At 62.4% G+C, this 23,848-nt stretch carries 24 protein-coding genes; 9 read left to right on the forward strand and 15 right to left on the reverse strand.

What is annotated here, in order from left to right; genetic code table 11:
• Positions 1-39: 39 nt before the first annotated feature.
• From PXK01_RS06715 to PXK01_RS06745, 7 genes are all read left to right on the forward strand, one after another.
• A complete protein-coding gene (locus PXK01_RS06715) occupies positions 40-1,611 on the forward strand; it encodes a phytoene desaturase family protein (protein WP_274859369.1) in 1,572 nt (523 codons plus the stop codon).
• Between the two features lie 43 nt (positions 1,612-1,654).
• On the forward strand, positions 1,655-3,181 hold the full coding sequence (locus PXK01_RS06720) for an ABC transporter substrate-binding protein (RefSeq protein ID WP_274859371.1): 1,527 nt from the start codon (positions 1,655-1,657) through the stop codon (positions 3,179-3,181).
• A gap of 87 nt (positions 3,182-3,268) precedes the next feature.
• Positions 3,269-3,970, forward strand: coding sequence for an ABC transporter permease (locus tag PXK01_RS06725; RefSeq protein ID WP_274859373.1), 702 nt, complete (start codon positions 3,269-3,271; stop codon positions 3,968-3,970).
• On the forward strand, positions 3,970-4,278 hold the full coding sequence (locus PXK01_RS06730; RefSeq protein ID WP_274859374.1) for an ABC transporter permease subunit: 309 nt from the start codon (positions 3,970-3,972) through the stop codon (positions 4,276-4,278). Before PXK01_RS06725 ends, PXK01_RS06730 begins: the two co-directional genes overlap by 1 nt.
• Complete coding sequence (locus PXK01_RS06735; RefSeq protein ID WP_274859376.1) at positions 4,271-5,119, forward strand: ABC transporter permease; 849 nt, start codon at positions 4,271-4,273, stop codon at positions 5,117-5,119. Before PXK01_RS06730 ends, PXK01_RS06735 begins: the two co-directional genes overlap by 8 nt.
• Positions 5,116-5,988 carry an ABC transporter ATP-binding protein gene (locus PXK01_RS06740; protein WP_274859377.1) on the forward strand — a complete coding sequence of 291 codons (873 nt, stop codon included), beginning with the start codon at positions 5,116-5,118 and terminating at the stop codon, positions 5,986-5,988. The genes PXK01_RS06735 and PXK01_RS06740 overlap by 4 nt, the downstream gene beginning before the upstream one ends.
• Positions 5,985-6,788, forward strand: a complete 804-nt coding sequence (locus PXK01_RS06745; protein ID WP_274859378.1) for an ATP-binding cassette domain-containing protein — start codon at positions 5,985-5,987, stop codon at positions 6,786-6,788. Before PXK01_RS06740 ends, PXK01_RS06745 begins: the two co-directional genes overlap by 4 nt.
• A gap of 75 nt (positions 6,789-6,863) precedes the next feature.
• Here PXK01_RS06745 and PXK01_RS06750 read toward each other — a convergent pair whose 3' ends face one another.
• Together PXK01_RS06750 and PXK01_RS06755 are read right to left on the reverse strand one after the other, a co-directional pair.
• On the reverse strand, positions 6,864-7,433 hold the full coding sequence (locus tag PXK01_RS06750; protein ID WP_274859379.1) for a GNAT family N-acetyltransferase: 570 nt from the start codon (positions 7,431-7,433) through the stop codon (positions 6,864-6,866).
• Positions 7,434-7,638: 205 nt separating this feature from the next.
• Positions 7,639-9,078 (reverse strand): aldehyde dehydrogenase family protein, encoded by a 1,440-nt coding sequence (locus PXK01_RS06755; protein WP_274859380.1) that lies wholly within the window; start codon positions 9,076-9,078, stop codon positions 7,639-7,641.
• 284 nt (positions 9,079-9,362) lie between these two features.
• On the opposite strand from PXK01_RS06755, the gene PXK01_RS06760 reads away from it, so the two are divergent.
• On the forward strand, positions 9,363-10,016 hold the full coding sequence (locus PXK01_RS06760) for a peroxiredoxin (protein WP_274859381.1): 654 nt from the start codon (positions 9,363-9,365) through the stop codon (positions 10,014-10,016).
• Between the two features lie 48 nt (positions 10,017-10,064).
• Here PXK01_RS06760 and PXK01_RS06765 read toward each other — a convergent pair whose 3' ends face one another.
• Both PXK01_RS06765 and PXK01_RS06770 read right to left on the reverse strand, forming a co-directional pair.
• A complete protein-coding gene (locus tag PXK01_RS06765) occupies positions 10,065-10,577 on the reverse strand; it encodes an AAA family ATPase (RefSeq protein ID WP_274859383.1) in 513 nt (170 codons plus the stop codon).
• Positions 10,578-10,760: 183 nt separating this feature from the next.
• A complete protein-coding gene (locus tag PXK01_RS06770) occupies positions 10,761-11,474 on the reverse strand; it encodes a glycosyltransferase family 25 protein (RefSeq protein ID WP_274859384.1) in 714 nt (237 codons plus the stop codon).
• Between the two features lie 95 nt (positions 11,475-11,569).
• Here PXK01_RS06770 and PXK01_RS06775 point away from each other — a divergent pair, with 95 nt between their 5' ends.
• Positions 11,570-12,130: an NYN domain-containing protein gene (locus PXK01_RS06775; RefSeq protein ID WP_274859385.1), complete on the forward strand. Its 561-nt coding sequence runs from the start codon at positions 11,570-11,572 to the stop codon at positions 12,128-12,130.
• A 72-nt stretch (positions 12,131-12,202) separates the two neighbouring features.
• Here PXK01_RS06775 and pnp read toward each other — a convergent pair whose 3' ends face one another.
• The 11 genes from pnp to PXK01_RS06830 form a co-directional block, all read right to left on the reverse strand.
• The gene (pnp, locus tag PXK01_RS06780; RefSeq protein WP_274847031.1) at positions 12,203-14,344 is read right to left on the reverse strand and encodes a polyribonucleotide nucleotidyltransferase; all 2,142 of its coding nucleotides are present in this window, start codon (positions 14,342-14,344) and stop codon (positions 12,203-12,205) included.
• 208 nt (positions 14,345-14,552) lie between these two features.
• Positions 14,553-14,846 carry a DUF6525 family protein gene (locus PXK01_RS06785; protein WP_274859386.1) on the reverse strand — a complete coding sequence of 98 codons (294 nt, stop codon included), beginning with the start codon at positions 14,844-14,846 and terminating at the stop codon, positions 14,553-14,555.
• Between the two features lie 106 nt (positions 14,847-14,952).
• Positions 14,953-16,101: an acetate/propionate family kinase gene (locus tag PXK01_RS06790; protein WP_274859388.1), complete on the reverse strand. Its 1,149-nt coding sequence runs from the start codon at positions 16,099-16,101 to the stop codon at positions 14,953-14,955.
• Positions 16,098-17,507, reverse strand: a complete 1,410-nt coding sequence (locus tag PXK01_RS06795; protein ID WP_274859390.1) for a bifunctional enoyl-CoA hydratase/phosphate acetyltransferase — start codon at positions 17,505-17,507, stop codon at positions 16,098-16,100. Before PXK01_RS06795 ends, PXK01_RS06790 begins: the two co-directional genes overlap by 4 nt.
• Positions 17,497-18,252, reverse strand: a complete 756-nt coding sequence (gene fabI, locus PXK01_RS06800) for an enoyl-ACP reductase FabI (protein ID WP_274859449.1) — start codon at positions 18,250-18,252, stop codon at positions 17,497-17,499. The genes PXK01_RS06795 and fabI overlap by 11 nt, the downstream gene beginning before the upstream one ends.
• A 21-nt stretch (positions 18,253-18,273) precedes the next feature.
• A complete protein-coding gene (locus PXK01_RS06805) occupies positions 18,274-20,007 on the reverse strand; it encodes a PHA/PHB synthase family protein (RefSeq protein WP_274859391.1) in 1,734 nt (577 codons plus the stop codon).
• Between the two features lie 221 nt (positions 20,008-20,228).
• The gene (gene rpsO / locus PXK01_RS06810) at positions 20,229-20,498 is read right to left on the reverse strand and encodes a 30S ribosomal protein S15 (protein ID WP_274847036.1); all 270 of its coding nucleotides are present in this window, start codon (positions 20,496-20,498) and stop codon (positions 20,229-20,231) included.
• 210 nt (positions 20,499-20,708) lie between these two features.
• Positions 20,709-21,776: a calcium-binding protein gene (locus PXK01_RS06815; RefSeq protein ID WP_274859392.1), complete on the reverse strand. Its 1,068-nt coding sequence runs from the start codon at positions 21,774-21,776 to the stop codon at positions 20,709-20,711.
• A gap of 128 nt (positions 21,777-21,904) precedes the next feature.
• The gene (locus PXK01_RS06820; protein ID WP_274859393.1) at positions 21,905-22,411 is read right to left on the reverse strand and encodes a DUF1643 domain-containing protein; all 507 of its coding nucleotides are present in this window, start codon (positions 22,409-22,411) and stop codon (positions 21,905-21,907) included.
• A 44-nt stretch (positions 22,412-22,455) separates the two neighbouring features.
• Positions 22,456-23,364 (reverse strand): tRNA pseudouridine(55) synthase TruB, encoded by a 909-nt coding sequence (gene truB / locus PXK01_RS06825; RefSeq protein ID WP_274859394.1) that lies wholly within the window; start codon positions 23,362-23,364, stop codon positions 22,456-22,458.
• A 107-nt stretch (positions 23,365-23,471) separates the two neighbouring features.
• Positions 23,472-23,819 carry a hypothetical protein gene (locus tag PXK01_RS06830; protein ID WP_274859395.1) on the reverse strand — a complete coding sequence of 116 codons (348 nt, stop codon included), beginning with the start codon at positions 23,817-23,819 and terminating at the stop codon, positions 23,472-23,474.
• Positions 23,820-23,848 lie beyond the last annotated feature (29 nt).

Consider the following 23,848-nt stretch of genomic DNA (forward strand, 5'->3'; position numbering starts at 1 on the left):
TTGCAAATATCAATATGTGAAGAATAAGGGATTCCACCCATGTCCGTGACGCCGGATGCAGTCATTATCGGAAGCGGCCACAACTCTCTGGCCTGCGCTGCACATCTTGCGGCAAAGGGTTGGCGGGTTGCCGTCTATGAGCGTGCCGAGGTGCCGGGCGGGGCCGTAAAGACCGGAGAATACACGCTTCCTGGCTTCCGCCATGACTGGGCGGCGATGAACTTGTCGCTCTTCGCAGGGTCTGCATTCCATCAAAAATACGCAGATGAACTGGCCGGGCATGGGCTTGGATTCGCCCCGGCTGCAGAGTGTTTTGCCTCGGTTTTTCCGGATCAAACCTGGCTGGGGGTCGGTACCGATTCGGCTGCGAATGCGGCGCGGATTGCGGCTGAAAACGCGGCCGACGGAGACACCTGGGAGACCCTTGGCGCAGAATTTCCTGCCCGTGCCGAGATTTTATTCGCGCTGCTCGGGAGTTCGATTAATAAACGTGCATTTGCATCTTTGGGCTGGAAGTCCTGGCGCAAGATGGGATCTGCGGGCCTGATGGATCTGGGGCGATTCCTGGCCTCCTCGCCGCGCAGCTGGCTGGAAGAGACCTTCCAGTCGCCCAAGGTGCAGGCACTTCTGGCGGCCTGGGGCATGCACCTGGATTTTGCCCCGGATGTGGCGGGCGGTGCGCTGTTTCCCTACCTTGAAGGCCAGGTCAATCAGGCCTTTGGCATGGTGCTGGGGCAGGGCGGCGCCGACGGCATGATCAAGGCCATGGTGGCCATGATCGAGGCGCGCGGCGGATCTGTGATTTGCGGGGCCGAAGTCTCGCGCATCCTGCATGCGGGCGGACGCGCCACGGGTATCGAGCTGGCAGATGGAACGCGGGTAGAGGCGAAGCGGGCGGTGATCGCCAATGTCGCCCCTGCGGCGATGCTGCGCCTGACCGGGGGCACGCCAGACAAACGCTATGACCGGGGCATGGAGAACTTCGCCCATGCGCCGGGGACCATGATGATCCACCTCGCGATGGAGGGTCTGCCGGATTGGGCGGCAGGCGACGATCTGAAACGCTTTGCCTATGTGCATATGGCGCCGAGCCTGGATCAGATGGCGCGCACCTATGCGCAGGCGAAGGCGGGGCTGTTGCCGGATGAACCTGTGATCGTCTGCGGTCAGCCCACCGCCGTGGACCCGAGCCGAGCGCCCGAGGGCAAGCATGTCCTGTGGCTGCAGGTGCGCATGGCGCCGGGGCAGATCCAGGGCGATGCTGCCGGGCAGATCACCGCAACCGACTGGGCTGACGCGGCGCAGCCGATGGCTGATCGCGCGCTCGATATTCTTGAAACCTATGCACCCGGCACAGGGGCAAAGATCCTTGGCCAGCATATCGTGACTCCCGCCATGCTGGAGGCCGACAACCCGAACCTTGTGGGCGGGGATCAGGTCTGCGGCAGTCACCATCTGAACCAGCATTTCATGTTCCGGCCCCTGCGCGGGTTCGCTGACGGCTCTACCCCCATTCGTGATCTCTATCACACCGGGGCGGCGGTCTGGCCAGGCGCGGGAACCGGAGCCGGGGCGGGATATCTGCTCGGGCAAAAACTGGCCGGTGCCTAACAAAAACAACAGGCCGGTCGTCCAACCAACAGGGAAAAGCACAATGAAACTGACAAGACGCACGTTATTACAAAGTACCGCCGCCAGCGTGGCCCTTGCGGGGGCCAGCCTGCCCAGCTTTGCCGCCGGGATCGAGGAGCTGGTGATCGCCTATAACGTCAACCTGCCAAGCTGGGATCCGACCGTGGGCCCTTCGGCGGTGAACCCGACCATCCAGGGCATCTACCAGTCGGTGTTTGACCTGTTCATCCCGCAGAACCCGGATCTGTCCTTCGGCTCCGGCATCCTGACCGGCTATGGCTGGAACGAGGACAAGACCAAGATCTGGATGGATGTGCGCGAAGGGGTGACCTGGCACAATGGCGATCCCCTGACGCCCGAGGACGTGGCCTGGTCGCTGGAGCGCGCGGGCAACCCCGAGACCGGCAACCCGATCCAGTTCATCTGGGGCAAGATCGGCAATTACGCGATCGAGGGCAACCGGGTGACGGCGGATGTGCTGGCCTATGAGCCGACGATCTTCAAATGGATGAGCTTCCTCACCGGCTATATCCTGCCCAAGACATACTATGAATCCGTCGGCGCCGACGGGTTCGAAGCCGCGCCTGTGGGCACCGGCCCCTATATGGTCGAGAAGTTCGAGCGCAACGCCTTCGTGCGTCTCAAGGCGAATGAAAACTACTGGGGCGGCGCGCCCGAGTTCAAATCCGTCACCATCAAGTTCGTGACCGATGCCGCCAGCCGTGTGGCCGAGGTGGAATCGGGCAACGCTCATGTGACGCTGGAAATGCCCTATGAGGAGTTCGACCGCCTGAAGGAGAAATCCGGCATCATGGGCACCGCCGCGCCGGTGTCGGATATCGGCATGATCTTCATCAATGATGTGGAGGTGATGAAGGACGCCAATGTGCGTATGGCCATGGCCCACGCCATCGACAAGCAGCTGATCATCGACCGGTTGCTGTCGGGTTATGGCGTTGCCATCGACACGCTGCAGACGCCGGATTACTCGGCCTATGATGCCTCGATCAAGGTCGCCTATGACCCGGAAAAGGCAAAGGAGTTGCTGGCTGCCTCAGGCTATGGGCCGGACAATCCGGTGAAATTCACCATCCAGACCACCCGCGGCTTCAAGCCCAAGGACTATGAGATCATCCAGGCCATCGTCGGCCTGTGGCGCCGGGTCGGCATCGAGGCCGAGATCGAAGTCTACGAGATCGCCAAGCATTACGAGCTGCGCGCGGCGGATACGCTGGCACCTGCGGCCTTCTACAACTGGGGCAACTCGATCGGCGATCCCACCACCTCGACCGGCTTTGCCATGTTCGGCCCCTCGCCGCATTCGGTCTGGGACGGCGAAGACCTGATGCAGAAGATCCTGCCCTTGTGGGGTGAGGCCGATGAGGCCAAGCGGATCGATGGCTGGAAAGAGGTGGACCGCTTCATCGCCGCCAATGCGCTGGTCATTCCGCTGCTGCAATATGTGCAGCCGATCCTGCACAGCGACCAGATCAAGGTGGTTCCCCATGCCTCCGGGGCGCTTCTGCCCCACCTGATGACGCGGGCCTGACACCACGTCTTCCTTGGCGGCGGGGGCGGATTGATTGCGCCGACCCCCGCTGCCCTTTTTCACGACCTGACAGAACGAAGGTAGAGAATGCAGATCCTGCGCAGAATGATCGCGCGGCTGGCGGCCACGGCTGTGACGCTGGTCGGGGTAGCGGTCATCGTCTTTGTGGTCATCCGCGTGGTGCCGGGCAACCCGATTGCCATGATGCTGCCGCCGGGGGCCACCGATGCGGATATCCAGCGGCTTCAAGAACTTTACGGCCTTGATAAATCCATCCCCGAACAGTTTCTGATCTGGGCAGGAGGCGTGCTTCAGGGGGATTTCGGCACCTCGATTTCGCTGCGCCAGCCGGTGTCGGAGCTGGTTCTGGGCCGCCTGCCCGCCACGCTGGAACTATCAGTGATGGCACTGGTCATCGCTGTGGCGCTGGGCGGCGCCATGGCACTGACCGCGACGCTTTACCGGGGGACACGCGTTGAGGGCGCCATTGACGTCACTGGCGGCATGGCGCTGTCGGTGCCGGATTTCCTCTGGGGGCTGGTGCTGATCCTGCTGTTCGGCGTTCTCTGGCCGCTGTTCCATATCTCGGGGCGCATCTCGCCCTCGCTGGGCTTCGAGTTCCAGTCGAATTTCTACCTTTGGGAAAGCTTCATTCGCCTGCGGTTCGATGTCTGGGCCGATATCGTTGCCCACATGTTCATGCCTGCGCTGGCGCTGGCGATCCCCTTGGCGGCGATCATTTCGCAGCTCCTTAAACAGTCACTGAAAGAAACCATGCATCTGGACTAGTGACGCTAGCGCGCACCAAGGGGTATTCGGAGACCAGCATCATCACCCGCGAGGCGCTGCCCAATGCGATCCTGCCGACGCTGACCCTGGTGGGCGTGCAGTTCACCTTCCTGATTGGCGGCACGGTGATCGTGGAGCGGCTGTTCTCTTACGAAGGCCTTGGCAACATGGCGATCGATGCGGTCATCAACCGCGATCTGCCGCTGATCCAGGGGATCGTGATCCTGTTCGCCCTGATTTTCACCGTGGTCAACCTGGTCGTCGACATGACCTATGCCGCCCTGAACCCGAGGCTGCGCCATGCGTGATATCCGAGCACACTCTCGCAAACCCGGCCTGCGCCTGTGGCTGTCAGGCGGTTGGATCACCATTCTGGTGTTGGCCGCGCTGTTGGCACCCTGGATCAGCCCGCATGACCCCTTGGCGCAGGATCTGTTCGCCGGGCGCATGCCGCCCTTCTGGCAGGCGGGCGCTGATCCCAATTACTGGTTGGGTACCGATTCCCTGGGCCGCGATGTCCTGAGCCGTATTCTGCATGGTGCGCGGCTTGCCCTGACGGTGGCGCTGATCGCAGGCGTTCTGACCTGCCTCATCGGGGCCACGCTGGGGCTGATCGCGGGCTATTACGGTGGTTGGGCCGATCTGGTGATCTCGCGCCTTGTGGACATCTGGATGGCCTTTCCACCGGTGCTATTCGCGATCCTGCTGATCGCCGTCCTTGGCACCGGCATGACCTCGATCATCATCGCCATCGTGGTGATCGACTGGACGCGGTTCGCCCGCGTGATCCGGGCCGAGGCGATGAGCCAGTCCAAGATGGATTACGTCGCCTCGGCGCAAGTGGTGGGGCGCAGCCGGTTTGGCACCGCCCTGACCGAGATCCTGCCCAATGTGCTGCCCACCATCGTCGCCCTTCTGACGCTGGAAATGGGCATCGCAGTCATCGTCGAGGCGATCCTCAGCTTTGTGAACCTCTCGATCTCCACCGATGCGCCCACCTGGGGCGGCATGATCGCCGAAGGGCGCACCTCCGTCCATCAGGCCTGGTGGGTGCTGGTCTTCCCGTTGGTGGCGCTGTTCTTCACCGTCCTCAGTTTCTCGCAATTGGGTGAGGGGCTGAAGGACCATTTCGACCCGGTGCTGCGATGAGCTTTCTGTCTATTCAAGACCTGACCGTCCGGCTGCGGGGGCAGACGCCGATCCTGCGCCGTGTCTCCATCGATGTGGCCGCGGGCGAGGTCCGTGCCCTGGTCGGCGAAAGCGGTGCCGGCAAATCCATGATCGGCAAATCGGTGCTGGGCACCCTGCCGCAGGCGCTGTCTGTCACCGGTGGGCGGATTATCCTTGATGGCGAGGATCTGGAGCAGCTCTCCCCTCGGGCGCGCCGCCAAAGGATCGGGGCCAAGGTTGCGCTGATCCCGCAGGACCCGCTGACCGCGCTCAACCCCTCGCGCCGGGTGGGGCCGCAGATCACCAATCGGCTGGTGGATATCCTTGGCTGGTCGCGCAAGGCGGCCGAGGCCCGCGCGCTGGAACTGCTCAATGAGGTCCATATCCCCGATCCCGCCCGCGTCATGCGCGCCTATCCGCACGAGCTGTCGGGCGGGATGCGCCAGCGGATTCTCATCGCCTCGGCCTTTGCGGCAGAGCCGAAGCTGATCATCGCGGATGAGCCGACAACCGCGCTGGATGTGACCGTGCAGAAACAGATCCTGCGGCTGATCGCCGAGATGCAGCAGCGCCATGGCACCGCGCTGTTGTTCGTGACCCATGATCTGGGCGTGGTCTCCAAGGTCTGCCAGACCATGAGCGTGCTCTACTCCGGCATGGTGGTCGAGGACACGCAGGTGCGCGATTTCTTCGCCAGCCCTGGTCACCCTTATTCCGCGGCCCTGTTGGCGGCGACGCCGAAATACACCGACCCGGACGGCAGCCTGACCCCGGTCCCCGATGCGGTGATCCGCGCGGTGGAGGAAGAAGTTGCGGCCTTTGACCGACAAATGGAGGGCGCGGCATGAGCGATGTGATCTATGACGTGAAGGATCTGCGGCTCAGCTTTCCTGATATGTCGCGCAAGCCGTTGTTGGGCCCCGCCCCCCGTATCGAGATCCTGAAAGGTCTGAGTTTCCAGATCCCGAAAGGAGAGGTGCTGGGCATCGTCGGCGGCTCTGGCTCGGGCAAGTCCACCCTAGGGCGCGCCCTGATCCGGCTGATCGAACCGGACAGCGGCCAGATCGATTTCGAGGGGACAGACATCACCCATATGGGCGAGGAGGATCTGCGCCCCCTGCGACGGCGGTTCCAGATGATCTTTCAGGATCCCCTGTCCTCGCTCAACCCACGCCGCCGGGTGGGCGGGATCATTGCAGGGCCGTTGCGCCTGCAGGGGCTGGAGGGGATCGATGCCCGCGTGAAGGAGGCTTTGGATATGGTCGGCCTGCCCCGCGCCTTTGCCAGCCGTTATCCGCATGAGCTGTCGGGCGGGCAGCGTCAGCGCGTCGGCATCGCCCGCGCCATCGCCCTGCGCCCCGATTTCATCCTCGCGGATGAGATCGTCTCGGGGTTGGATGTCTCCAGTCAGGCGCAGGTGCTGAACCTGCTCGAAGACTTGGTGCGTGAACTTGGGCTGACGCTGGCCTTCATCAGCCACGACCTGTCGGTGATCCGCCGCCTGTGCAGCCGCATTCTGGTGCTCTACCAGGGCGAAATCGTCGAGAATGCCGCGACGGCAGACCTGTTCGCCGCCCCCACAGCGCCCTACACGCAGGAGCTGCTGTCAGCCATCCCGCTGCCGGATCCGGATCAGGTTTGGGTGTGAGGGGGAGGCGGTGTCTGTAAGGCGTGTTCGTCCGGTTTGCGGACTTTTCTGCCGTTCCTACAACGCCCCCGATTGTCAGCTATTGCCGTTTTCAGTGTCTTTTGCAGTCCACGTTTCGCGGGTGAGACAGTAGCATTGCCACAGCTGTGGTCCGCCGCCCAAGTCCATTTTGTCCTCATGGGTAAACACCGCTCCCAGCTTTTTGGTGGCTGCCTGCGATCGAAAATTCTCCGGTGCGATATGAAACCATGCTTCCGACGCACCTCTATAAATGTGATCGAGCATCAGACGCTTCATTGCGCGGTTTGTTGATCCCCCCCAGTGATCACAGGTCAGAAACGTGAAGCCAATAGAAAGCCGGGACGGTGCATTATCGTCTGTGTAAAACGCGGAACAGCCGATCACTTCCTGATTGTCTTGGTCCAGGACCAGAAGGCACCCGCCGATATCACGAAGCGCGTCGAAATAGTTGGAAAAGACGCTTGCTTGATATCTGTTTCGTGCTGGATGCCCAGCCCATATAGCCGGATCGCTGGCAGCTATTGTCAGCGCGGTACGATCTTCTTCGGCCAGTGGTCGCAACAAAAGTGCGTCACTCTTTAGTGTGGGCTGGGGATTGAACCATTCCGGATATTTGAAGCTCATGCGTATCTCACAACTCTCTTGCTTGGTTTACTGGTGCATGGCGCACAACCATTCATAATAGGCTTTAGTGCTGGAGCCGACATTGATGTCTCGTGCAGCATTGGTCAACTTTGGGCTCAAAGCAGACCAACGCGATTTGCATATCTCACTACAAAAAAGCCGCCCCGGATGAGGGCGGCTTTTGCGATTTCAAAGGGTGCGAAAATCAGTCGGTGGACCAGCCGCCGACGGCTTTCACTTCCAGGAAGTCTTCGATCCCGAAGATGCCGCCTTCGCGACCGTTGCCGGACTGTTTCATGCCGCCAAAGGGCGCGCCGGGGGAGCGGGACTTGCCGTTCATCTCGACCATGCCCGAGCGCAGCACGCGGGCCATGCGGTTGGCTCGGGCACCGTCCTGGGTCTGCACGTAGTTGGTCAGACCATAGGGGGTGTCATTGGCGATCGCGACGGCTTCTTCCTCGGTCTCGAACGGGATGATCGACAGGACCGGGCCAAAGATCTCTTCGCGGGCGATGGTCATCTGGTTGTTCACATCGGCAAAGACGGTCGGCTTGACGTAAAACCCCTTGTTCAGGCCATCCGGGCGGCCGGTGCCACCGGCGACAAGGCGGGCGCCTTCGTCGATGCCCTTCTGGATCAGGTCCTGGATCTTGTTCCATTGGGTCTCGTTCACCACGGGGCCGATGTGGCGGCCTTCCTGCGAGGCGGGGCCGACGGTGACCTTGGCGGCAACCTCGGCGGCGGTGGCGACGGCCTGATCGTAGATGCCCTTCTGCACCAGCATCCGCGACGGCGCGTTACAGCTTTGGCCGGTGTTGTTCATCATGTGCAGCACGCCGCGCTTCACCGCCTTTTCGTCGGCGTCTTCAAAGATCACATTGGCGCCCTTGCCACCCAGCTCGAGGTGGACCTTTTTCAGGGTGTCGGCTGCGGATTTGGAGATCGCGGTGCCCGCGCGGGTCGAGCCGGTGAAGGAGACCATGTCCACGTCCGGGTGCGACGACAGCTGTGAGCCGACGCCGACGCCATCGCCATTCACGAGGTTGAAGACACCGGCGGGGAAGCCTGCCTCGTCCATCATCTCGGCAAAGATCATCGCATCAAGCGGGCTTTCCTCCGACGGCTTCAGGACCATGGTGCAGCCCGCGATGGCGGCAGCACCCACCTTGAGGGTGATCTGGTTCATCGGCCAGTTCCAGGGCGTGATCAGGGCGGCAACGCCCACGGCCTCGTAAATGATCCGGTCGTTCTGGAAGCGGTCGCTCAGCGGGCGTTCGAAGTCGAACGCCTTGGCCGCGCGCACGAAGTTCTTCAGGTGGTAGATGCCTGCGCCAACCTGCTCGCTGCGGGACATGTCGATCGGGGCGCCCATCTCGGTAGACATGGCCTGGGCCAGGTCTTCGCTGCGGGCCTGGTAGATCTCGATCAGCTTTTCCACCAGCGCGATCCGGTCTTCCACCGGGGTGGCCATCCAGCCGGGCAGGGCGGCCTTGGCGGCGGCCACGGCGGCATTGGTGTCCGCCTCGCTGCCGAGGGAAATCACCGCGCAGGGCTCTTCTGTGGAGGGATCGATGACCTGGTGGTCCTTCGCGGCCGCCGGAGCAACCCATTGGCCGTTGATGTAAAAGTCGCGTTTCTCGATCATGTCCGGATCTCCCAAAATCAGACGCATTGCGGGGTCATGCCGACCCTTTCGCGCGCCACTGTGTCATTGCATTGACCCATGGGCAAGGCCGCATGAAAAAATTTGATCAAATTACCTCTCGTGCAAACCTGTCTGGTGAATGCAGATTTTCCGTTTTGTCGCAGGGAATTGGCGCTTTTGTGCTGGTCTTGTCACATCAGGGGTTTAACCTGCGCCGGGATTGATTACCTTGCGTAGCAAGATACGTATCAAAAACTGAATATGAATGCGAAGAGGAGACCTCCATGGGTTTGCGCATCAACGATGTGGTTCCGAATTTCACCGCCGAGACCGATCAGGGCACCGTCACCTTCCATGACTGGATCGGTGACAGCTGGGCGATCCTGTTTTCCCACCCCAAGGACTTCACCCCGGTCTGCACCACCGAGTTCGGCGCCGTGGCGCAGCTGGCCGACGAGTGGGCCAAGCGCAACACCAAGGTGATCGGTGTTTCCGTCGATGGTGTCGAGGACCACAAGAAGTGGAAGGGCGATATCGAGAGCTACGCCAAGGCCTCTGCCGGGTTCCCGATCATCGCGGACGAAGGTCTTGCGGTGTCCAAGGCCTTTGACATGCTGCCCGCCGAAGCCTACCTGCCCGATGGTCGCACCCCGGCCGACAGCGCCACCGTGCGTTCGGTCTTCATCATCGGCCCCGACAAGCAGCTGAAACTGTCGATGACCTACCCGATGTCGGTGGGCCGCAACTTTGCCGAGATCCTGCGCGCGCTGGACGGTCTGCAGATGGCGACCGGCAATGGCGTAGCCACCCCCGCGAACTGGGTGCCGGGCGAAGACGTGATCATCCCGCCGAGCGTGTCGAACGAAGACGCCAAGGCGAAATTCGGCGCGTTCGAAACCATCTTCCCCTACCTGCGCAAGACCAAGGCGCCGGAATAAGCCGGAAGACCATTTTGAAGTTTGCAAGGGGGCCGCACGGCCCCTTTGTCATTTCGGGGATTCCTCGTCGGCGGCGGTGTGAAACACGATATTGAACCCCTCTTGCGGCCTGGGCAGGGCAAAGTGTTTCGAGAAGTGGTGAAACTGTTCTTCGCTGGCGGCAAACGGGTGATCGCCTTGCGCGTTTCGCGTCCTTAGGCGGGCCAGGCAGACCTCATCCGGAACATCGAGCACATGCAATTGATGGGCCGCGTCGGTGTGGTCCAGAAGGCTGCGCATCCATTCGCGTTGCTGCACCGTGTTGGCTGCGAAATCCAAGACCACAGAGACGCGCGCGTTCAACAGGTCAACGATATGGGGCGCGATGGCCGCGCGCAGCCTGGCGGTGCAGCGCAGGTAATCCGCGCCAGAGCTGATCTCGCCGGGAAAGAGCGTGCTGAGCCAATCGTCCTCGGCGATCAGAACCGCACTGTCCTGGCGTTTCAGGCGATGGGCCAGGGTGGACTTGCCGGATGCGATCTTGCCGCACAGGATGTGCAGCACGGGATGTATCTGGGACATTTTGAAAACCTTGAGAGGCGCACGGAATGCAATAGAAGGTGCGCATTGAATGTTCAGAGTTTGACCACCCGGCCCGACGATCAGGCCGGGACGCTAATTCGCGCAAAGCGCAGTGGGGTGGTATTCTGAACAGGGGCTTTCATGTCATGCTGACTTGCACAGCCTTGCGACGAAGTCCAGCGATCACGCCTTTTGTGGGCGGGCCGCGACCTGGGCGCGGTAGAGTGCGCGTTTGAATTCGCGAGCCAGCTTGTTGCCGCCTTTCTTGCTCTGGATGGTGGAGCCGCCCAACGCCTCGGTCAGCTCTGATACGCCATTGGGCAGGATGGTCTGGATCCGCTGGCCGTGCACCCAGTGCATCTGCAGGAACGTATCCACGGGCCGGTCGATGGTGGTGCTGGCGGCCAGAAGGTTTGCCGCCGCATTGCGCCCCACCACCTGTGCCACCGTCTGCAGGCCGATCACGCGGGGCAGGAACAGCTTGGCCGCGCCGTTCTGATCGATGCTTGCGACCGGGGTTTCGCGCCGCTTGGCGGGCAGGCGGATGAAACTGTCGGCATCGGCATGGGTTTCCACCAGCGATAGCGCTGTTTGCCAAAGTTCCGGCTCCACCGACAGGTCATCCTCGACGATCAGCGCATGGTCCCAGCCCTCATCGACGATCCGCTGCCAGCACGTCCGGTGCGACAGGAAGCAGCCGACCTCGCCCGGTGACAGGGGAAAGGGATAGCGTGGCGTATAGAAATCCCCTTTGCGTAGCGGATGCAGCCTGTGGGCTACGGCGTCGCGGCCGTTCACGGCCTCTGCCACTTCGGCATGCGGCAAAGTGTAGAGCAGATGTTCGACATTTGCGGCGCGTTTGGCATTGCCGGACATGTGGATGATCAAGGAGTGCATGAGCAAAAGCCTTAAACCGCTTTGGTCAGCGAAGGAAGCGCGCCGTTTCCGCGATGTTGGATTGACTTGCCGGGTGTCGGGCGTAGGGTCGCCCTATGCGTGTTCAGGCTGTTCTTTTTTCCATTTCAATTGCGGCGACCCTGGTGGCGATCATGGTGCCCGGCCTGCAGGATCTCCTGTTGCTGAGCCTGCCATCGGTGCTGGCCAGTCTGATCCTTCTGATCCGTGCCATTGCTGCCAGGGAGAAGGCGGCAGACACTCGACAGCCCGTCGTGCTGGATGGATCAAACGTCATGCATTGGCGTGATGGCGTGCCGCAGCTGGAGACCGTTCGCGAGGTCGTGTCCTGCTTGACAGCAGAAGGCTACGCTCCTGGTGTGATTTTCGACGCCAATGCAGGCTACCTGTTGTCCGGCAGCTACATGCACGATGGCAGCCTTGCCAAGGCGCTGGGCCTGCCGCGTGACCGGGTCATGGTTGTACCAAAGGGCACGCCCGCCGATCCGGCAATCCTGATGGCGGCCCGGGATCTTGGCGCGCGGATTGTGACCAACGACCGTTACCGCGACTGGAGCGAGGATCATCCAGAAATCGGCACCCCCGGTCATTTGATCAGAGGGTCTTTCCGGGGCGGTCGGCTTTCGCTGGATCTGTGAGGATGCCCGACGGCAAAGAAAAGGCCCCGCCGTTGCCAGCGGGGCCTTTCGATGTCTAGACGAGGCTGCGGATCAGTCCGCGGCTTCCTCTTTCTTTTCAGGCGCGGCGGGTTCGCCGGTTTCCTGATCGACGACTTTCATCGACAGGCGTACCTTGCCACGATCATCAAAGCCCAGCAGCTTGACCCAGACCTCCTGGCCTTCCTTCAGAACGTCCGACGGATGGTTCAGGCGGCGGTTCTCGATCTGGCTGACGTGCACCAGGCCGTCGCGCTTGCCGAAGAAGTTCACGAAGGCGCCGAAGTCGACGATCTTGACGACCTTGCCCTTGTAGATGGCGCCCTCTTCCGGCTCAGCCACGATCGCGTGGATCATGTCATAGGCCTTCTGGATGGCTTCTCCGTTGGAGGAGGCGATCTTGATCACGCCATCGTCGTTGATGTCGACCTTGGCGCCGGAGACTTCGACGATCTCGCGGATGACCTTGCCGCCCGAACCGATCACTTCACGGATCTTGTCGGTCGGGATGTTCATGGTCTCGATGCGCGGAGCATGGACGGAGAAGGCGTTGGTTTCCGACAGGGCCTTGGCCATTTCGCCGAGGATGTGCAGACGACCGGCCTTGGCTTGCTCCAGGGCTTTTTCCATGATCTCGGGCGTGATGCCTGCGACCTTGATGTCCATCTGCAGCGAGGTGATGCCGTTCTCGGTACCGGCCACCTTGAAGTCCATGTCGCCGAGGTGGTCTTCGTCACCCAGGATGTCGGACAGGATCGCGTAGGAACCGTCGTCTTCCAGGATCAGACCCATGGCAACACCGGCCACCGGTGCCTTCAGCGGAACGCCCGCGTCCATCATCGACAGGGAGCCACCGCAGACCGACGCCATCGAGGAGGAGCCGTTCGATTCGGTGATCTCGGAGACCACGCGGATGGTGTAGGGGAAGTCGGTTGCTGCGGGCAGAACCGCCTGCAGCGCGCGCCATGCCAGCTTGCCGTGGCCGATTTCTCGGCGACCGGGCGAACCCACGCGGCCAACTTCACCAACCGAGTAGGGCGGGAAGTTGTAGTGCAGCAGGAAGTTGGATTTGAAGTTGCCGTGCAGGGCGTCGATGAACTGCTCGTCATCGCCGGTGCCCAGCGTGGTCACCACCAGACCCTGGGTTTCACCGCGGGTGAACAGGGCAGAACCATGGGTGCGCGGCAGCAGGCCGGTTTCCGACACGATGTCGCGGATCTCGTCGGTCTTGCGGCCGTCGATACGCTTGCCGGTCTTGACCACGTCACCGCGCAGGATGCCTGCTTCCAGCTTCTTCAGTGCAGAACCGAGGTTCGCGTCTTCCAGCTGTTCTTCGCTCAAGCCTTCCTTGATGGCTTCGCGGGCGGCGGCAACAGCGGCGGTGCGCTCCTGCTTGTCGGTGATCGCGAAGGCGGCGCGCATCTGCTCTTCACCGGCGGCTTTGACCGCTTCATAGAGCTCGGAGTAGTCCGGCGCGGCAAAGTCGAAGGGCTCTTTCGCTGCTTCTTCGGCCAGCGAGATGATCAGGTCGATCACCGGCTGGATCTGCTCGTGGGCAAAGGTCACGGCGCCCAGCATCTCTGCTTCGGTCAGCTCGTAAGCTTCGGATTCCACCATCATCACGGCGTTCTTGGTGCCGGCCACAACCAGGTCGAGGCGCTGCTCGGGGTTGAGGCGCAGATCCTGCATGTCGTCGACGGTCGGGTTCAGAACGTATTCGCCATCCTCGAAACCGACGCGGGCACCGGCGATCGGACCCATGAAGGGCGCGCCGGAGATGGTCAGCGCGGCAGAGGCGGCGATCATCGCGACGATATCGGGGTCATTGACCAGATCGTGGCTCAGCACGGTGCACATCACCAGCACTTCGTTCTTGAAGCCGGGGACGAACAGCGGGCGGATCGGACGGTCGATCAGACGCGCGGTCAGGGTTTCCTTCTCGGTGGGGCGGGCCTCACGCTTGAAGAAGCCACCGGGGACCTTGCCCGCGGCGTAGTATTTTTCCTGGTAGTGGACGGTCAGGGGAAAGAAGTCCTGGCCGGGTTTTTGCTGGCGGGCAAAGGTGACGTTTGCCATCACCGAGGTTTCGCCGAGGGTGGCAATCACAGAGCCGTCTGCCTGGCGGGCAACCTTGCCGGTTTCCAGTGTGAGCGTTTCCTCGCCCCACTGCATCGATTTCTTCGTAACGTTGAACATATCAGCATCCTAAGTGGGAGCTCTCCCAGGCGTATCCCGGGTCTCCCGTTTGCGTGGCGGCCCCATTGCCGCCGGCCCCCTTGTATCTTTCTTTCGAGCGCCGGGGCCATGGCGCAACGTCTCAGATGCCCGGCCCTTACATCACTTTGCCTTGGATTGAAAGTAAAAGCGCCAGAAGCGCCTGATAGATTGACGATTTGTCGAGCGTTTAGCTTTGGCCGCGCAGGCCGCTTGCCTCCTGCTCCTGTGCCGCGCGTTTCAGCATGGCGGTTTCCACCTGTTGCAGCCGGGCCAGGGCCTGCGCATCCGAGCCGCCGCGCTGTTTCACCTTCATCCAGATGCTGCGGCAGGATTTCGGCGACCATGGCAGTGCCGCAGCCTGCATCCAGCTGCGCAATTGAGGCGGCAAACGGTCATAGGTTGCCATCGGATCGCCCGCCCGTTTGCGGATGGGCAGGCCGGTGGCACCAAGATTGCGACGAGAGGAACGGGGCATGGGCATACAGAGAGTCGTGAGAGTGTGTCACGTAATAACATAACTAGTACTACCTGCAAGAGGCTGGATCCTACCAGAGAACGAAGCTGCACCCGTGGGATAAGGTCAGAGCCTAGAGTTCAGCCGCAACCGCGCGGGCGATGATGCGTTCTTCATCGGTCGGGATGATCATCACGCGGGTCGATCCCGTGCCGATATCTTCCGCGTTTTGCCGGTTCAACTCCGGATCAATTCCAATGCCGAGGAAGCCCAACCCGTCGGCGATGCGCTGGCGGATGGGGCTGGCGTTTTCGCCGATGCCGCCACAGAACACCAGGCCATCCAGCCCGCCCAGAACCGCAGACAGAGCGCCGATCTCGCGGCGGGCGCGGAAGACGTAATAGTCGATGGCCTCTGCCGCCTCGACCCGGTCCGAGGCCAGCAGATCCCGCATGTCCGATGACAGGCCGGACAGGCCCAACAGCCCGCTTTCGCGATACAGCAGTTTGGTGATGTCCTGCGGAGACATGTCCCGCTGGTCGATCAGATGCAGCACAACGCCCGGATCGATCTGCCCGCAGCGGGTGCCCATGGGCAGGCCATCCAGGGCAGAGAACCCCATGGTCGAGCCGACACTGCGCCCCTGCCGGATCGCGCACATGGAGGCGCCATTGCCCAGGTGGGCCACGATGATGCGGCCCTGGTGCAGGTCGGGGAAGCGTTCCGCGATCACCCCGGTCACATAGTCATAGCTGAGCCCGTGAAATCCGTAGCGGCGAATGCCCTCGTCATAGTAGCTGCGCGGCAGGGCGAAAGTGTCATTCACCCAAGGGTGATCACGGTGAAAGGCCGTATCGAAACAGCCGACCTGCACGGCATCCGGGAAGGCTCCCTTGGCGGCGGCAACGCCAGCCAGGTTATGCGGCTGATGCAGCGGCGCCAGCGGCTCCAGCTTGGTGAGCGCCTGCAGAACCTCTGTGCTCAGCACCACTGGCTTGGCGAAATCCGGCCCGCCATGCACGATCCTGTGGCCGATCCCTGCGATCTCCTGCCCCTTCATATGCGGCGCCAGCGCCTGCATCACCGCCTCCAGGGCAGCGGCATGATCCGGGGAGGCCACCGGCTGGGCGGTCTTGCCGTCCTGCGTGTGCAAGACCAGCCGTGCCGCCTGACCGATGCCGTCCACCTGACCGTGCAGCAGTTGCACAGGTTCCGCCGCGCTGCGGTACAGCGCGAACTTCATCGAAGAAGAGCCGGCGTTGAGCGTCAGGATCGCGGTCATGGCCGTGTCGCCTGGTTGAAAAGGGCGGCAATCGCGGCCGAGGCCACGCGGGTGCGGCTGTCATCGGCCCGGCTGGTCAGCATGATGGGAACCTGCGCGCCCAGAACGATCCCCGCCGCCTCGGCACCTGCCAGATACATCAGCTGCTTGGCGATCATATTGCCCGCTTCCAGATCGGGGGCCACCAGGATATCGGCCTGGCCCGCCACCTCGGAGATGATCCCCTTGCTGGCCACGGCGCGCATCGAAATCGCATTGTCAAAGGCCAGCGGCCCATCCAGCAGACCGCCGGTGATCTGGCCGCGATCCGCCATCTTGCACAGGGCGCCGGCCTCGACCGTGGACTGCAGGCGCGGGGTGATGGTCTCCACCGCCGACAGGATCGCCACCTTCGGGGTCTCGATCCCGATGGCGCGGGCCAGATCGATGGCGTTTTGCACGATATCGGCCTTGGTTTGCAGATCCGGTGCGATATTGATCGCCGCATCGGTGATCAGCAGCGGCTTGGGATAGGTGGGCACGTCCATCACGTAGATATGGCTCATGCGGCGTTCGCTGCGCAGCCCCTTGGTCTTGGAGACCGCCGCCGACATGATTTCATCGGTATGCAACGCGCCCTTCATCAGCGCCCGCGCCCGGCCCTGGCGCACCAGTTCGACCGCGCGTTCGGCAGAGGCGTGGCTGTGCGGGGTGTCGATAATCTCGAACCCCGTCAGGTCAAAGCCCGCCTCCCTAGCGGTGGCTTCGATGCGTGCCCGCGGTCCGACCAGAATGGGCGCGACCAGGTCCAGATCGCGGGTCAAGATCGCGCCCTCAAGCGAGGTCTTGTCGCAGGGGTGAACGATGGCCGTGCTGAGCGGGGGTGCCTCTTGGGCAGCGGCCAGCAGCCGGTCGAAGGTGGCGCCCTTGCGGTGCATTACCAGATCGGGCATCGCCACCCGGGGGCGCCGGATCTTCTTGTCCGGCGCGATGACTTCGGCCTGACCGGTGATCACCGGCTCACCCTCACCGATGGAGCAGAGACAGTCCAGCGTCAGGCGCTTCTTTTCGACGTCCTTGCCAACCACGGTGACGCGCACGGTGACCGTATCGCCGACGCCGACCGGTTTCAGAAACTTCAGCGACTGGTTGAGGTAGATGGTTCCCGGCCCCGGCAGCCGGGTGCCGAGCACATTGGAAATCAACGCACCGCCCCACATGCCATGGGCGATCACCCGGTGAAAGATATCGCCCTGAGCAAACTCCTGATCCACATGGGACGGGTTCACATCGCCCGACACGACGGCAAAGGCATCGATGTCCTGTGCCGTCAGGGTGCGCACCAGCTCGGCGTGATCACCCACATCGATCTCGTCGAAGGGCCTGTTTTCGATATATTCCATGTTGGCATCATCGTCATACGACATGGTGTCCTCCGTCGATATAGGCCGTGTTGCCGCTGACCGAGCGGGCAAAATCCGACACCAGGCAGGCAGAGAGGGCGCCGACTTCCTCGATGGTGGTCAGCCGGTGCAGGGGCGCATGAGCCTTGGCGTCGTCGATCAGCGCGTCAAAATGATCGATACCCGAAGCGGCGCGGGTTTCAAGGGGACCCGGCGACATTGCGTTGACCCGGATGTTCTTGGGACCCAGTTCGACCGACAGATAGCGCACCGTGGATTCCAGCGCGGCCTTGACCGGTCCCATGATATTATAGTGGTCCACCACCTTTTCCGCCCCATGGTAGGACACGGTCAGGATGGTGCCGCCCGTCGCCATCAATGGCTCGGCCAGCCGGGCCAGGCGGATCAGCGAATGGACCGAGATATCCATCGCCGTGGCGAACCCCTCGCGCGAGCAATCGACCACCCGGCCGTGAAGATCTTCGCGCGGGCAATAGGCGATGGAGTGCAGCAGGAAATCCAGCCTGCCCCAGCGGTCCTCGATCTCGGTGAATACCGCCTCGGTCTGCGCACTGTCGGTCACATCCAGAGGCAGCAACAGATCGGCCTCCACGGCCTCGGCCACCGGCTGCACGAAACGCCGGGATTTCTCGGATTGATAGGTCAGCGCGATATCGGCACCCGCCGCGTGGCAGGCCTTGGCGCAGCCCGCCGCGATGGAGTGGTCATTTGCAACGCCGACAATCAGGCCCTTTTTGCCGCGCAGCAGATCAGCTGTTGGAAACATGGCTCAGTCCATTCTCACATAGGATCCGGGTGCCGCTTCCAGCGCGGCGGTGATGACGCGGGCCGCCGTCTTGCCGCTGGAGCGCGCCGCCAGCCAGTCGGCCCAGGCGGGCCACCAGCTGCCCTCGTGTCGGCCTGCCACCTCCAGCCAGTCTTCCGGCGGCAATGCCTTGTCCTGGTCGCGCACGGTGTGCAGGCGGAAATGGCGCCGCTTGTGGCCGGGCTCGGACACCACCCCGGCATTGTGCCCGCCATTGGTCAGGACGAAGGTCACATCCGCATGGCCCAGATTGTGGATCTTGAACACGGATTTCCACGGCGCGATGTGATCGGTTTCGGTGCCCACCGTGAAGACCGGAACGCGGATGTCGCGCAGCGAGACGGCATGACCATCCACATGGTAGCGCCCGGCGGCCAGATCGTTGTTGAGGAACATCTTGCGCAGATATTCCGAATGCATCCGCGCGGGCATCCGGGTGGTGTCCATGTTCCAGGCCATCAGATCGTTCATCGGCAGGTCATCCTCGCCCATCAGATAGCTGCGGATCATATGCGACCAGATCAGATCGTTGGAGCGCAGCATCTGAAAGGCGCTCATCATCTGGCCCGAATCGAGATAGCCCTGCGCCTCCATCACATCCTCCAGGAACGAGACCTGGCTTTCGTTGATGAAGAGCATCAGCTCTCCGGCTTCGCTGAAATCGGTCTGCGCGGCCAACAGGGTCATGCTGTGCAGCCGGTCATCGCCGTCCCGCGCCATGGCGGCGGCGGCAATCGACAATAGCGTGCCGCCCAGGCAATAGCCGACCGTGTGCACCTTGCCCGCGCCGGTCGCCGCGCAGATGTGGTCCAGCGCCGCCATCGGCCCCTGTTGCAGGTAGTCGGCCATGCCAAGCGCGGCATCCTCGGCCCCCGGGTTGCGCCAGGAAATCATGAAGACGGTGAAACCCTGCTCGGTCAGGTAGCGCACCATCGAGTTTTCCGGGCTGAGATCGAGAATGTAGTATTTCATGATCCAGGCGGGCACGATCAGGATCGGCTCGGCCTGAACCGTTTCCGTGACGGCCTCGTATTGGATCAGTTCCATCAGGTGGTTGCGGTAGACCACCTTGCCCTTGCTGGTGGCCAGATCCTGCCCGACCCGCAGCTGCGGCTGCGGTTTTTCCCCGGCCAGCGTCGCCTGCCAGTCCCGAAACAACGCCGCCCCGCCGCGCATCAGGTTGCTGCCGTGCTCTTGCGCGGTGCGGGCCATGGCTTCGGGGTTGGTGAACAGGAAATTCGACGGCGCCACCGTGTCCATCATCTGGCGCATCAGGAAGGTCATCGCCCGCTCGTGCGAGGGGCTGAGGCCCGGCACGTTCGAGGTGGCCTGATCGGCAAACTCCTCGGCCAGCAGGAAGCCTTGCGCGATGGATGAATAGGGCTGTTTCGACCAGGCCTCCCCGGCAAAGCGTCGATCGGGACGCTGGCTGGGGGCATGGGCCTCCTGTGCCGTTTCCTGCGCGCCCATGCCCATCCATTTCAACCAGTTTTCCTGCGCCTTGAGCGCGAGGGAGAGCTTCTTGTCCGGCGCCAGGGCCAGATGCAAGGCCCAGTCACTGATCATGTTGACGGTCGAAACGGGGGAGGCGCCGCGGGTCAGCCGGGCGAGTTCCTTGCGCAAGATCCGGGCCTGATCGTCACTGCTGCTGTCGGCCTCTGCCTTGTCGCCACGTGGCGTGTCCTTCAAATCTCTCATCGAAAATCCGTCGCTTGCCTTGCTGTGCCTTGGAGCTAATCCGGCAATGTGACAGGGGTGATACAATGGCGCCCTTTGCGCCGGTAAAGCAGGCTGTCAGCAGAAGAAGGCGGAAATTTCAGCACCACAGTGCAGGCAGGCTGCCGGGCATACGAATGAGCCATGAAAAACGCCCGCTCCAAAAGGAACGGGCGCGATGCATCGAAGTGCAAAGGATGCGCTTAGCGGCGGATGCCCAGGCGCTGGATCAGGTCCTGGTAACGGGCCTCGTCCTTGCCTTTGGTGTAGTCCAGCAGCTTACGACGCTGAGCAACCATCTTCAGCAGACCGCGACGACCGTGGTTGTCTTTCTTGTGGGTCTTGAAGTGCTCGGTCAGGGTGTTGATGCGCGAGGTCAGAATGGCAACCTGAACTTCGGGCGAACCGGTGTCGCCTTCTTTGGTTGCGAATTCTTTCATCAGGCGTGCTTTTTCTTCAGCAGTGATCGACATCGGGGTCTCCTTCATAAGGTTAGAGTGGATGGCGCAGGCCGGGATGTCGTCCAGCACAGGCCCATGGAGAAATCCGCCGCGATTCCACGGCAGATGGGCGCGTATAGGAGGTTTTGCGGCAAAAAGCAAAGGAGATGTTGGCAGGGCTGTTGTTTCAGTTCAGCCGCGCAGCGTGCCCGCGCCGACGACAGGCGATCCAGGGCGCGACAGTCAGAGCAAGGGCAGCGTCGGGAAGGCCGGATCGTCGGTTGCCATCAGCTGGATATCCGATGGATCAAGCGGTGCCGCGCCGGTCACCCGTAGCGCTTCTTCCCCGTCAAGTCGGATGATCTGTTCGCCCGGGTTGTCCGGATTTTCCTCCACGGTGATCTCCGGTTCCGGTTCGCTGCCCGGTTCCCACAGAACGATCAACTGGTCCTCGGCCGGGTCGTAATCCACCAGATCCACCGCCACCTGGGTGTCATCCAGATCGCCGGCGATAATCTGATCCGCACCTGCGCCTGCGGTCACGATATCCCCGGCGCCCGCAACAAGGGTATCCGCCCCATCGCCGCCATTGAGGAAATCGCTGCTGACCCCGTCGTCGGCGCCCCAGACCAGATCATCACCGGTGCCGCCAAACAGGGCATCTTCCTCGGCGCCGCCGGCCAGCGTGTCATCGCCGTCATTGCCATGCAGGGAATCACGGCCCCAGCCGCCATCCAGCTGGTCGTTGCCCCGCCCGCCGTGGCCAAGGTCATCAGCACCGCCGCCGCTTAGGGTGTCATTGCCGAAATGGCCGTAAAGGCTGTCATCCCCGGCATCACCGGTCAACAGATCGCCGCCGTCCTCGCCATGCAGCAGATCGCGGCCCTCGCCACCTGCGATCGTGTCGCGGCCTTCGCCGCCATGCAGGACGTCGTGACCTTCTCCGCCCTCAAGCCGATCATCCCCATCATAGCCATTGAGCTGATCGTCGCCGCCCCCGCCGGAGAGGAGATCCGCGAAATCGCTGCCGGTCAGGAGATCAATATCGTCGTCGCCCTCCAGGGTCAGCCCCTCGGGGGTGTCCTCTGTCGGGGGGGTATCCGTGCCGGTATCGCCCGTATCGGGGTCAGGGCTGTCCGGATCAGTGGTATCGGGATCCAGAAGATCTGACACCGGGGTGGTATCGCTGCCTTCATCCGAAGGCATGTCATCGGTGTGGTTGTCATCCGCAGCATCGTCATCGCCGCTGAAATCGACAAACACCACGCTGCCAACAGCCACGAGACCCAACAGACCGGCCAACCAGAACATTACCCCACACCCCACAGCACGCAAGTCAGCATTACATCGTCTGACAGCATCTCACAGAGCGCCCCTGCATTCAAAACAAATGGGGAACATCGGTAAACAAGATGCTACCGACGTGGGACGCGGGGGATTTATTCCCAAGGCAAAGGGGCTTGGCTATAGGCAATGTAGAGCGGGTGCTTCGGGTGACCGTGCTTGCTGAGGCCCAGGTGATGCAAGGGGCGGCCCGTCGCCCGCAGCGCGGCTTCGATTCGGGGACCCTGATCACGGTGGGCGCCATGGGTGCCCCAGGCGCAGATGATCCGATCCGCCCATTCGGCACCGGCCAGGATCGCGGCCTCATTGTCGGGCCCTTCGGGATCCTCGGCGGCGCGCATCACGCGCGGGTCCGTGGCGCGGATGGCAAAGATATTGGTGGCGCGGAAGCCGCCGAATCCCAAGGCCCGCGCCCGCCGCTCGCAGCGTTCGATGGTGGGGTCGTTCTGCACCTCGGTCGCGGTCGAGGGGTTCAGCATCACGAACATCACCTTTGCCCCTTCGGGATCCCAGACCCGCGTCAGGCTGTAGCGATAGGTTTCGCAGTCGGAATAGACGGCGGAGGAGGGCGCATCGCCCTTGGTATGGCTGCGGGTGATCATGGGGCAGGGATGCCACGGCGCCCCCAAAGTGGCAAGCGCGGGCGTCAGAGGTTGAAAACCCGGTTCGGGTGCAGCTCACCGGATTTGTAGATGCCCACGGCAACCGGTTTGCCTTCGAAGGAGGCCCAGGCTTCGTCGCCGTATTCCACGTCGGAGGCCAGCACCATGCCGGGATTGCCGTTGCGCAGGCGGGTGGCGCCTTCGGGGGTGCATTTCAGCTCGGGCAGATCAGCGAGACCTTCCTCAAGCGGGCGCAGGTGGGTGTCGAGTTCCGGCGTGCGCTGCATCCGTTCGATCTCTTCCAGTGACAGGCCATCGGCGGCGTCGAACGGCCCCGACCAGATCCGGCGCAGCTCTTTCACGTGGCCATGACAGCCCAGCGCGGCACCAAGGTCGCGGGCGATGGAGCGCACATAGCCACCCTTGCCGCAGGTCATCTCCAGCACCACGTGATCGGCGTCGGGACGGTCCACCAGCACCAGTTCTTCGACCCACAGGGGGCGGGCGGCAATCTCGAAATCCTCGTCGCCATCACGGGCCAACTTATAGGCGCGCTGCCCATCGATCTTCACGGCCGAGAATTTCGGCGGCACCTGCATGATCTCACCGATGAACTGGCCAAGTGCTGCCTTGATCTCCTCGTCCGAGGGGCGCGCATCGCTGCTGGCGATCACCTCGCCCTCGGCATCGTCGGTATTGGTGGCCTGGCCCAGCCGCACGGTAAAGGTATAGGCCTTCAGCGCGTCGGTGATATAGGGAACCGTCTTGGTTGCCTCGCCCAGGGCCACGGCCAGAACGCCCGTCGCCTCGGGATCAAGCGTGCCCGCATGGCCGGCCTTCTTGGCCTCAAGCGCCCAGCGCACCTTGTTCACGACAGCGGTCGAGGTCAGCCCCGCGGGCTTGTCCACCACCAGCCAGCCGGAAATATCGCGCCCCTTGCGTTTGCGTGCCATGCCTGTTCCCCATGATGTCTTGCTGAGGCGCGCGGGGTAGCGCAGAGCGGATTGCCTGTCAATTGAGAGTACAGGCGGGAATGGCAGGTCTGCCTGCAAAGGCGTCTTTATTCGATGTGAAATTCGACGCGAGTGATTTTCTCTGGCCAGCTTTCGCCAAAGGTGAAACCTTCAATCGCTGATACCCGGTTCTGTTCCACAAACACCAGACAACCGACTTCAGTCTTTCCATTCAGTGTCGCGGCTGGGCCTGTCCAGACGAAACGCTCTACAGGCTTATTGGTCTCAAGCGAAGGACCTGCCAATAGCTCGGATAGAAAACCCGCGCCCGAGTACGACCGCTCTCCCACTTGGATGTGGTCATAGGCAGAAGGTTCGCGCATCAATTCAGGATGCTGCCTGCAAAACTCTCGCAGTATTTGCTCTTCCAAGATTGTCAGGCTGCTCACGTCCATCGTCGTCCTCGTTCAGGCGCCTTTTGAGG

Source organism: Phaeobacter sp. PT47_59, assembly GCF_028890025.1.
GTDB lineage: Bacteria > Pseudomonadota > Alphaproteobacteria > Rhodobacterales > Rhodobacteraceae > Phycobacter.

Coding starts and splice junctions, on each gene's coding strand:
- PXK01_RS06745 (WP_274859378.1), top strand. CDS start 5,985: ATGAGCGATGTGATCTATGACGTGAAGGATCTGCGGCTCAGCTTTCCT.
- PXK01_RS06765 (WP_274859383.1), bottom strand. CDS start 10,577: ATGTCCCAGATACATCCCGTGCTGCACATCCTGTGCGGCAAGATCGCA.
- PXK01_RS06760 (WP_274859381.1), top strand. CDS start 9,363: ATGGGTTTGCGCATCAACGATGTGGTTCCGAATTTCACCGCCGAGACC.
- PXK01_RS06715 (WP_274859369.1), top strand. CDS start 40: ATGTCCGTGACGCCGGATGCAGTCATTATCGGAAGCGGCCACAACTCT.
- PXK01_RS06725 (WP_274859373.1), top strand. CDS start 3,269: ATGCAGATCCTGCGCAGAATGATCGCGCGGCTGGCGGCCACGGCTGTG.
- PXK01_RS06805 (WP_274859391.1), bottom strand. CDS start 20,007: ATGAGAGATTTGAAGGACACGCCACGTGGCGACAAGGCAGAGGCCGAC.
- PXK01_RS06830 (WP_274859395.1), bottom strand. CDS start 23,819: ATGGACGTGAGCAGCCTGACAATCTTGGAAGAGCAAATACTGCGAGAG.
- PXK01_RS06755 (WP_274859380.1), bottom strand. CDS start 9,078: ATGATCGAGAAACGCGACTTTTACATCAACGGCCAATGGGTTGCTCCG.
- PXK01_RS06770 (WP_274859384.1), bottom strand. CDS start 11,474: ATGCACTCCTTGATCATCCACATGTCCGGCAATGCCAAACGCGCCGCA.
- rpsO (WP_274847036.1), bottom strand. CDS start 20,498: ATGTCGATCACTGCTGAAGAAAAAGCACGCCTGATGAAAGAATTCGCA.
- truB (WP_274859394.1), bottom strand. CDS start 23,364: ATGGCACGCAAACGCAAGGGGCGCGATATTTCCGGCTGGCTGGTGGTG.
- PXK01_RS06785 (WP_274859386.1), bottom strand. CDS start 14,846: ATGCCCATGCCCCGTTCCTCTCGTCGCAATCTTGGTGCCACCGGCCTG.
- PXK01_RS06740 (WP_274859377.1), top strand. CDS start 5,116: ATGAGCTTTCTGTCTATTCAAGACCTGACCGTCCGGCTGCGGGGGCAG.
- PXK01_RS06735 (WP_274859376.1), top strand. CDS start 4,271: ATGCGTGATATCCGAGCACACTCTCGCAAACCCGGCCTGCGCCTGTGG.
- PXK01_RS06775 (WP_274859385.1), top strand. CDS start 11,570: ATGCGTGTTCAGGCTGTTCTTTTTTCCATTTCAATTGCGGCGACCCTG.
- PXK01_RS06815 (WP_274859392.1), bottom strand. CDS start 21,776: ATGTTCTGGTTGGCCGGTCTGTTGGGTCTCGTGGCTGTTGGCAGCGTG.
- PXK01_RS06790 (WP_274859388.1), bottom strand. CDS start 16,101: ATGACCGCGATCCTGACGCTCAACGCCGGCTCTTCTTCGATGAAGTTC.
- PXK01_RS06820 (WP_274859393.1), bottom strand. CDS start 22,411: ATGATCACCCGCAGCCATACCAAGGGCGATGCGCCCTCCTCCGCCGTC.
- PXK01_RS06795 (WP_274859390.1), bottom strand. CDS start 17,507: ATGTCGTATGACGATGATGCCAACATGGAATATATCGAAAACAGGCCC.
- pnp (WP_274847031.1), bottom strand. CDS start 14,344: ATGTTCAACGTTACGAAGAAATCGATGCAGTGGGGCGAGGAAACGCTC.
- PXK01_RS06720 (WP_274859371.1), top strand. CDS start 1,655: ATGAAACTGACAAGACGCACGTTATTACAAAGTACCGCCGCCAGCGTG.
- PXK01_RS06750 (WP_274859379.1), bottom strand. CDS start 7,433: ATGAGCTTCAAATATCCGGAATGGTTCAATCCCCAGCCCACACTAAAG.